The organism is Streptomyces sparsus (assembly GCF_054776295.1).
Genome location: NZ_BAAHCA010000692.1, coordinates 1 through 2635 on the forward strand (window position 1 = coordinate 1; position 2635 = coordinate 2635).

Consider the following 2635-nt stretch of genomic DNA (forward strand, 5'->3'; position numbering starts at 1 on the left):
CGCACGCCGGGGCCGGACACGGGCCGCGGGCGGCGGGCGGGCGGGGGTGACGCCGAAGTCAGAGGCGCTCGATGACGGTGGCGATGCCCATGCCGCCGCCGACGCAGAGCGTGGCGAGGCCGCGCCGCTGGTCACGCCGCTCCAGCTCGTCGATGAGCGTGCCGAGGATCATCGCACCGGTGGCGCCCAGCGGATGCCCCATCGCGATGGCGCCGCCGTTGACGTTGACCCGGTCCAGGGAGAGGCCCATGTCCCGCACGAAGCGCAGGACCACCGCGGCGAACGCCTCGTTGATCTCCACCAGGTCGATGTCGCCGATGGTCAGGCCGGCCTTGTCGAGCGCCTTGCGGGCGGCCGGCGCCGGTCCGGTGAGCATGATCGTCGGGTCGGCGCCGGAGACCGCCGCCGAGATGATCCGAGCCCGCGGCCGGAGCCCGTACCGGCGGCCCGCCTCGGCACTGCCGACGGCCACCAGGGCGGCACCGTCCACGATTCCGGACGAGTTGCCCGCGTGGTGCACGTGGTCGATGCGCTCGACCCAGTGGTACTTCTGCAGCGCCACCGCGTCGAAGCCGCCCTGCTCACCCATGGCGGCGAACGAGGGGGTGAGGGAGGCCAGCGACTCGGCGGTGGTGCCCGGCCGGATGTGCTCGTCCCGGTCGAGCACGGTGAGCCCGCTGCGGTCCCGCACGGGCACGACGGACCGCGCGAACCGGTCGTCCTTCCACGCCTCCACGGCCCGCTCCTGGGAGAGGGCGGCGTAGCCGTCCACGTCGGCCCGGGTGAAGCCCTCGATGGTGGCGATCAGGTCGGCGCCGATGCCCTGCGGCACGAAACCGGTGTCGAAGCTCGTCATCGGGTCCATCGCCCAGGCGCCGCCGTCGCTGCCCAGCGGGACGCGGGACATCGACTCGACGCCGCCCGCCAGCACGAGGTCCTCCCAGCCGCTGCGGACCTTCGCGGCGGCGAGGTTGACGGCCTCCAGGCCGGAGGCGCAGAAGCGGTTGAGCTGCACGCCGGCGACGGTGTCGGGCAGTCCGGCGGCGATGGCCGCCGTCTTGGCGATGTCGGACCCCTGGTCGCCGAGCGGACTGACCACGCCCAGCACCACGTCGTCGACGGCGGCCGGGTCGAGGTCGGGGAAGCGGCGGCGCAGCTCGTGGATGAGGCCGACCACCAGGTCGATGGGCTTGGTGCCGTGCAGGGCGCCGGCGGCCTTCCCGCGACCGCGCGGGGTGCGGACGGCGTCGTAGACGAACGCTTCGGTGCTCAAGGTCATCGGCCTTTCGGGCGGCGGGCCCCGGTGGTGCCGAGGCCCTGGCGGGCGGGTCGGATGGCGCGGTGTTCGGCTGGCGCGGTGATCGGGTGGCGGGCGGCTCGGGTGGCGCGCTGGTCGGGCAGGAGGCGCGGTGGTCAGGCGAGCAGCGAGCGGCCGATGATCTCCTTCATGATCTCGGTCGTGCCGCCGTAGATCGTCTGTATGCGGCCGTCGGTGAACGCCTTGGCGACCGGGTACTCACTCATGTAGCCGTAGCCCCCGTGCAGCTGGAGGCAGCGGTCGGCGACCCGCTTCTGGAGCTCCGTCGCCCACCACTTGGCCATCGACGCGTGCACCGCGTCCAGTGTGCCCGCCGTGTGGTCGCTGATGCAGCGGTCGACGAAGGCGCGGGTGACGGCGCACTCGGTGGCCATCTCGGCGATCTCGAAGCGGACGTGCTGGAGCTTGGCCAGCGGACGGCCGAACGCCTCCCGCTCCTTGACGTACGTCGTGGTGAGGTCGAGCAGCTGCTCGGCGGCGGTGACGCCGGCGATGGCGATGCCCATGCGCTCCTGCGCGAGGTGCGTCATGAGGTGCACGAAGGCGCCGTCCCGCTCGCCCAGCAGGTTCTCCTTCGGCACCCGCACGTCGTGGAAGAAGAGCTCGGCGGTGTCCTGGGCCTTCTGGCCGATCTTGTCGAGGTTGCGGCCGCGCTCGAAGCCGGGTGCTCCGCGTTCCACCACCAGCAGGCTGAGCCCTCCGGCCCCGCCCTCGGGGGACGTGCGGGCGACCACCACGACCAGGTCGGCCAGGATGCCGTTGGAGATGAAGGTCTTGGAGCCGTTGAGCAGCCAGTGGTCACCGCGGTCCTCGGCGGTCGTCCTGACGCCCTGGAGATCGGATCCGGCGCCCGGCTCGGTCATGGCGATGGCGGTGATCAGCTCACCGCGGCAGAAGCCGGGCAGCCAGCGCTGTCTCTGCTCCTCGGTGGACAGCGCGAGCAGGTAGGGGCCCACGATGTCGTTGTGCAGCCCGACCGCCATGCCGGACGCACCCGCACGGGTGAACTCCTCCATCAGCACCGCGCTGTAGCGGAAGTCGTCGTTCCCGCCGCCGCCGAGGCTCTCGGGCACCGCCAGTCCGAGCAGGCCCTGGCGGCCGGCGGCCAGCCACGCGTCCCGGCTGACGATGCCGTCCCGTTCCCACTGCTCGTGGTACGGGACGACCTCCTTCGCCAGGAAGGCCCGAACGCTCTGCCGGAACGCCTCGTGGTCGTCGGTGTAGATCTGCCGCCGCATGCCGCTCACCATCCTGGTCAGGTCTGCCTCCGGGCCGGTACCGCACCGCGCCCGCTGTCGCCGCGCCCGCGGGCGCGCT

At 72.7% G+C, this 2635-nt stretch carries 2 protein-coding genes; both read right to left on the bottom strand.

Annotation, left to right across the window (positions count from 1 at the left end):
* Positions 1 to 58 precede the first annotated feature (58 nt).
* A complete protein-coding gene (locus tag ACYVE9_RS22200; protein WP_461029657.1) occupies positions 59 to 1273 on the bottom strand; it encodes an acetyl-CoA C-acetyltransferase in 1215 nt (404 codons plus the stop codon).
* A 140-nt stretch (positions 1274 to 1413) separates the two neighbouring features.
* Positions 1414 to 2556 (bottom strand): acyl-CoA dehydrogenase family protein, encoded by a 1143-nt coding sequence (locus tag ACYVE9_RS22205; protein ID WP_461029658.1) that lies wholly within the window; start codon positions 2554 to 2556, stop codon positions 1414 to 1416.
* Positions 2557 to 2635: the final 79 nt, after the last annotated feature.

Bases quoted from the DNA above. Each gene is read 5' to 3' on its own strand.
- ACYVE9_RS22205 (WP_461029658.1), bottom strand. From the start codon at position 2,556: ATGCGGCGGCAGATCTACACCGACGACCACGAGGCGTTCCGGCAGAGC.